General features: G+C 75.9%; 5 protein-coding genes and 1 pseudogene. All 6 read right to left on the bottom strand.

Going from position 1 to position 5,052, the window contains the following annotated elements; translation table 11 throughout:
* Positions 1–155: 155 nt before the first annotated feature.
* Positions 156–827 carry a bifunctional 4-hydroxy-2-oxoglutarate aldolase/2-dehydro-3-deoxy-phosphogluconate aldolase gene (locus FOE67_RS16170; protein WP_182664900.1) on the bottom strand — a complete coding sequence of 224 codons (672 nt, stop codon included), beginning with the start codon at positions 825–827 and terminating at the stop codon, positions 156–158.
* 61 nt (positions 828–888) lie between these two features.
* The gene (dgoD, locus tag FOE67_RS16165) at positions 889–2,034 is read right to left on the bottom strand and encodes a galactonate dehydratase (RefSeq protein ID WP_182664898.1); all 1,146 of its coding nucleotides are present in this window, start codon (positions 2,032–2,034) and stop codon (positions 889–891) included.
* Between the two features lie 88 nt (positions 2,035–2,122).
* Complete coding sequence (locus FOE67_RS16160; protein WP_323384970.1) at positions 2,123–2,899, bottom strand: SDR family NAD(P)-dependent oxidoreductase; 777 nt, start codon at positions 2,897–2,899, stop codon at positions 2,123–2,125.
* 65 nt (positions 2,900–2,964) lie between these two features.
* Positions 2,965–3,408, bottom strand: a complete 444-nt coding sequence (locus FOE67_RS16155) for a DUF1330 domain-containing protein (protein ID WP_182664896.1) — start codon at positions 3,406–3,408, stop codon at positions 2,965–2,967.
* Between the two features lie 167 nt (positions 3,409–3,575).
* Entirely contained in the window at positions 3,576–4,790 is a 1,215-nt protein-coding gene (locus FOE67_RS16150) for a serine hydrolase domain-containing protein (protein ID WP_182664894.1), read from the bottom strand.
* A pseudogene (locus FOE67_RS16145) lies at positions 4,787–5,052 on the bottom strand (hypothetical protein); the annotation flags it as partial. The gene FOE67_RS16150 and the pseudogene FOE67_RS16145, both read right to left, overlap by 4 nt.

Below are 5,052 nucleotides of genomic sequence, written 5' to 3'. Positions count from 1 at the left end.
CCCTGACGGTGGGAGCCGGGCCAGGCCGACCGCGACGTTCGACTCCGCGCCCGCCACGGTGACCCGCGCCCCGGCTCCCACCGTCAGGGAGCCGGGGGTGTGGACGCAGAGCATCGTCTCCCCGAAGGTCAGCACGTCCACGGCGGGTCGCGCGCTCACGTGCCGGCCCCGTCCGCGCACACCGCCAGGAAGGCCCGGGCCCGCTCGCGCAGGGCGGCGGTGTCCCCGCCGTGCGGGGCGTCGCCCAGCAGCGGGCCGCCCACCCCGACCGCCACGGCCCCGGCCGTCAGGTACGCGGCGGCGGCCTCCGCGTCCACCCCGCCGACCGGCACGATGGGCATGTCCGGGAACGGATCGCGCAGCGCGCCCAGGTAGGGCGGACCGCCGAGGGAGGCGGGGAAGAGCTTCACCGCCGTCGCGCCGGCCGCCATCACCGCCGCGCACTCGCCGGGGGTCAACGCCCCGCCCAGCACGGGGAGTCCGGTCCCCCGGGCGGCGTCGAGGCCGGCACCGGGGCAGGGGGTCACCAGCCAGGTCGCCCCGGCGTCCCGGGCCCGCTCGGCGTCCTCGGCGGAGAGCACGGTCCCGGCGCCGATCAGGGCCCGGTCGCCCGCCTCGTGGACGACCTCGCGGAGCACGCGGTCGGCGTCCTGCGTGGTGAGCGAGATCTCGATCAGCCCGACGCCCTCCTCGACGAGGACCATCGCGGCGCGGACGCAGGCACGGGCGTCCCGGCCGCGGATGATCGCGGCCAGCCGCTCGCGGCGCAGTCGGGAGAGGAGGGCGTCGGGGCCGGTGGGGTCGGTGGTGTGCGGCGCTCTGTTCACTGCGGGACCGTTCCGTCGGTGTCGGGGGAGCGGGAAGCGGGGTGGGGCCGGGCGGCGGGGGTCACCACTCGGCGAACGATCCGTCGGGATGGCGCCACAGGGGGTTGCGCCACTCCGGGGCGCCGTCGTCGGCCGCCCGCACGGCGGCCTCGTCCACCTCGATGCCCAGGCCCGGCGCGGTCGGACGCGCGAAGTGCCCCTCCCGGAGCCGGAAGACCTCCCGGTCCACCACGTAGTCCAGCAGCTCGGCCCCGGAGTGGTAGTGGATGCCGAGGCTCTGTTCCTGGATCAGGAAGTTCGGTGTGGCGAAGGCGAGTTGCAGACTCGCGGCGAGGGCGACGGGGCCGAGCGGGCAGTGCGGGGCGATCGGCACGTCGAAGGTCTCGGCGAGGGAGGCGATCCGCCGCACCTCCGAGATGCCGCCGGCGTGCGAGGGGTCCGGTTGCAGGACGGCGATCCCGGCCCGCAGCGCGGGCAGCACCTCCGCCCGCGAGTACAGCCGCTCGCCGGTGGCCAGCGGCACGGGGGAGCAGGCCACCAACCCCGCGAGGAGTTCGGTGTGTTCGGGCAGCACCGGCTCCTCCACGAAGAGGGGGGCGGTGGGGGCGAGCAGGGGCAGCAGCCGACGGGTGTTGGCGGCGGAGGAGCGACCGTGCAGGTCGAGCGCGAAGTCCCGCTCCGGTCCCAGGAGTTCGCGGGCGAGTTCGGCGCGGCGCACCACCCGGTCCAACTCGCCGACAGTGCCCAGGCGGTTCATCCGGCCGGCGGCGTTCATCTTCACGGCCGTGAGACCGGACTCCACCACGGCGGTCAGCGCGTCGGTGATCTCGGCGGGGTCGTCCCCGCCCACCCAGCCGTAGGCGCGCACCCGGTCCCGCACCGGGCCGCCGAGCAGGACGTGCACCGGCGCGCCCAGGGTCTTGCCGAGGATGTCCCACAGGGCCTGGTCCAGGCCGGCGACGGCTGCGGCGAGGATCGGCCCGCCCCGGTAGAAGCCGCCCCTGGTCATCGCCTGCCAGTGGTCCTCGACGCGCAACGGGTCGCGCCCCAACAGCAGTTCGGAGAGTTCCCGGACCGCCGTGCGGACGGTGGCGGCGCGGCCCTCGATGACCGGCTCGCCCCAGCCGACGACGCCCTCGTCGGTCTCGATCCGGCACAGCAGCCAGCGCGGGGGCACGGCGAACGTCTCGACGCGGGTGATCCTCACGCGGTGCTCCTCGCCCGTTCCGGACACCGGGGGAGCCGGCGCGCGGTGGCCACCGGTGTGGTGGACGGTGTGATGGCGGGGCCCGGGGTCACGAGCCCCCCTTGACGACGCTCCAGCCGCCGTCCACCACCAGCGACGCCCCGGTGACGTAGGAGGCGTCGGCGTGGAGGAGGAAGGAGATGGCGGAGGCGACCTCCTCGGGGCGACCGAGGCGTCCGGCCGCCGTCTGCGCGGCGCTCGCACGCCGGTCGGCCTCGCCGAGGCCGTCCCAGGCGGGGGTGAGGACGGGGCCGGGAAGGACGGCGTTCACCCGTACCCCGGGGCCGTACTCCACCGCCAACTGGCGTGTCAGTCCGGTGAGTCCGGCCTTGGCGGCGGCGTAGGCGGGGCGTCCCGGCAGGCCGGCGAGGGCGTGCACGGAGGAGACCAGGACCACGGCGCCCCCGGTTTCGCGGAGGTGGGGCAGGCAGGCGCGGAAGCCGAGGAAGGCGGCGGTGAGGTTGACCGCGAGCTGTCGGTTCCACTCGGGGAGGTCGATGCGGTCGGCCGGGCCGACGGTCACGCCGGCCGCGTTGCCGACCAGGCCGGAGACCGGGCCGAGGCGTTCGCCCACCGCCCTGACGACCTCCGACCAGCGGTCCTCGTCGGTGACGTCGAGGGCGTGGTGGTCGGCCTCGCCGCCGGAGCGCCGGATGTCCTCGGCGACCCGGGCGGCCCCGTCGGTCCGGAGGTCGGTGACCGCGACGGCGGCCCCCTCGGCGGCCAGCCGCCGGGCCGTCGCCGCCCCGATCCCGGAGGCCGCGCCCGTCACCAGCACGCATCGCCCGGCGAACCGGCCGCCGCGTGACGGGGTCTGCTGTTCCACGCGTCCTCCCGTCACGGCGTCGAAGCCGGGGCACCTCCTGCCCACCGGGATTCATTAAATAATAATTAATGCGCGCCGCCAACCCCTTCGGGTTCCCCCGGGTCCTCGGTGCCCTTCCCCGCCCCCCGGGGTGCGGCGTCCGGTCGGCCCCACGGCCGGGTGGGTTGGAGCACCGCCTCGCTCAGGGCGACCGCCCGCCACTCGGCCACCTCCCGGTACCCCGGATCGGAGACCATGGCCAGGAACGCCGCCCGGCTCGGGTACCGGACCAGCAGGACCGCGTCCCACTCCTGCCCCTCCTCGGCCACCAGCGCGGCGGCGCCCTCGCCGGCGTAGAGCACCTCCCCGCCGTGACGGGGCAGGAAGGTCTCGGCCACCGCCCGCGAGTAGCGGCGGTAGGGCTCCCGTCCGCCCTCCGTGAACCGCAGCAGGTTGAGCATCACCACCGGGCCGTCGGGGTCCTCCGCGACGAACCGTCGCAGGTCTTCCGGTCGGGGGTTCACGGCCATGTCGCCTCCTGGTTGACCAAGCGCTTGCTCAGTCCACATCCCAGCGTCGACGAACCGGTGCGTCAAGGGGAAGGGCGCGTCCGGGGCCCACGGGAGGGGGCCGGTCGATCCGTATGGATCGACCGGCCCCGACACCCTCCACCGGCCCCGCCCGGGACCGGGTCCGGTCACCCGGGCAGGATGCCCCGCAGCGCGTCCACGATCCGGGTCGCGCGCCGGTCGTCCCCCGCCTCCATCCGGTTGGTGAGGAAGGCGAAACCCACCCCGGTCACCGGGTCCGCGAAGGCCACCTGGCCCCCGGCCCCGTCGTGCCCGAAAGCGTCCGCGGTGAGGAAACGCCGCGCCTCCGAGTCGAGTTGGAAGCCCATCGCCCACCGGGCGTACGGGCCCGGCACGTCGAACACCGGAGCGCCCCAGCTCTGCGGCACCAGCGCCCGCCGCAGGACGTCGTCCCCCAGCAGTCGCACGCCCCGGGTGTCGGTGACCGTCGCCGACCAGATCGCGGCCAGCGCCCGGGCGGTGGCGATGCCCCCGGCGCCGGGTATCTCCGCCGCCCGCACCGCCGGGTCGTTGAAACCGCGCGTCGGGTGCGCCAACTCCTGCGGGAAGGCGTCCCCCAGCGTCATCGCCAGCCCCGGCCAGTCGGGACGGTCCGGGGTGCGCTCCGCGGCGGTCTCCTGCTGCCGGACGTGCTCGACCAGGGACGCGCCGACGCCCAGGTGCGCCACCCGCCCCAGCACCTCCTCCGGCGCCCCGATCCACGCCTCCGCGCCGAGCGGCCCGGCGATCACCTCCTCGAAGTACCGGCCGACCGACACCCCCGTGATCCGGCGGATGACCTCGCCGGCCAACCAGCCGTGGGTCAGGGCGTGGTAGGCGTACCCGGTACCGGGCTCCCACAGCGGCTCCTGCTCCGCCAGCGCGGCGGTCACGGTCTGCCAGTCGAGCACCTCGGCGGTGGAGAACGACCGGCGGGGGGCCGACAGCCCGGCGCGGTGGGAGAGGACGTCGCGCACCGTCACCCCGGCCTTGCCCGCCCGGCCGAACTCCGGCCAGTGGGTCGCCACCCGGTCCTCGTAGTCCAGCCGGCCCTCCTGCACCAGGCGGGCGGCCAGGATCGAGACCAGCCCCTTGGTGCAGGAGAAGATCACGCTCGGGGTGTCCGCCTGCCAGGGGGCGCCGGTGCGGGTGTCCGCGATCCCGCCCCACAGGTCCGCCACCGGCTCGCCCCGGTGCAGGACGGCGAGCGCCGCCCCCGTCTCCGGGGACCCCTCGAAGACCGCCGCGAAGGCCTCCCGCAGGGGCTCGAAACCGGACGCCACCCTCCCGTGCACGGTGACCTCCCCCGACGCCCCGCCCGGAACCCGCTCGGAACCACTCATCGCACACCCTCCCCGACCGCGAGGACCAACTCGCCCCCGGTCGACCATCCCAGCGGCAACGGATCGGAGATCCGGCCCACGAAATCGGTCCCGTCGCCGGCGTCACCGACGTTCTCGAACGCCAACAGCACCCACCGGCCGGCCCGGTCCCGGATCGCCCGGCCGCTGTACAGCTCGTCACCGGTCAGCCGGACCGCCCGCTCCACCGGGAACGGCCCCACCGGATCGGGGGCGACCACCGCCCAGACCCCGCCGCCCTCCC

This window comes from Streptomyces calidiresistens (assembly GCF_014141525.1).
Classification (GTDB): Bacteria; Actinomycetota; Actinomycetes; order Streptomycetales; family Streptomycetaceae; genus Streptomyces; species Streptomyces calidiresistens.
The sequence above is the reverse complement of the archived record's forward strand: the minus strand, read 5'-3'. Positions and strand labels throughout refer to the sequence as shown.

Coding starts and splice junctions, on each gene's coding strand:
- FOE67_RS16150 (WP_182664894.1), bottom strand. CDS start 4,790: ATGAGTGGTTCCGAGCGGGTTCCGGGCGGGGCGTCGGGGGAGGTCACC.
- FOE67_RS16155 (WP_182664896.1), bottom strand. CDS start 3,408: ATGGCCGTGAACCCCCGACCGGAAGACCTGCGACGGTTCGTCGCGGAG.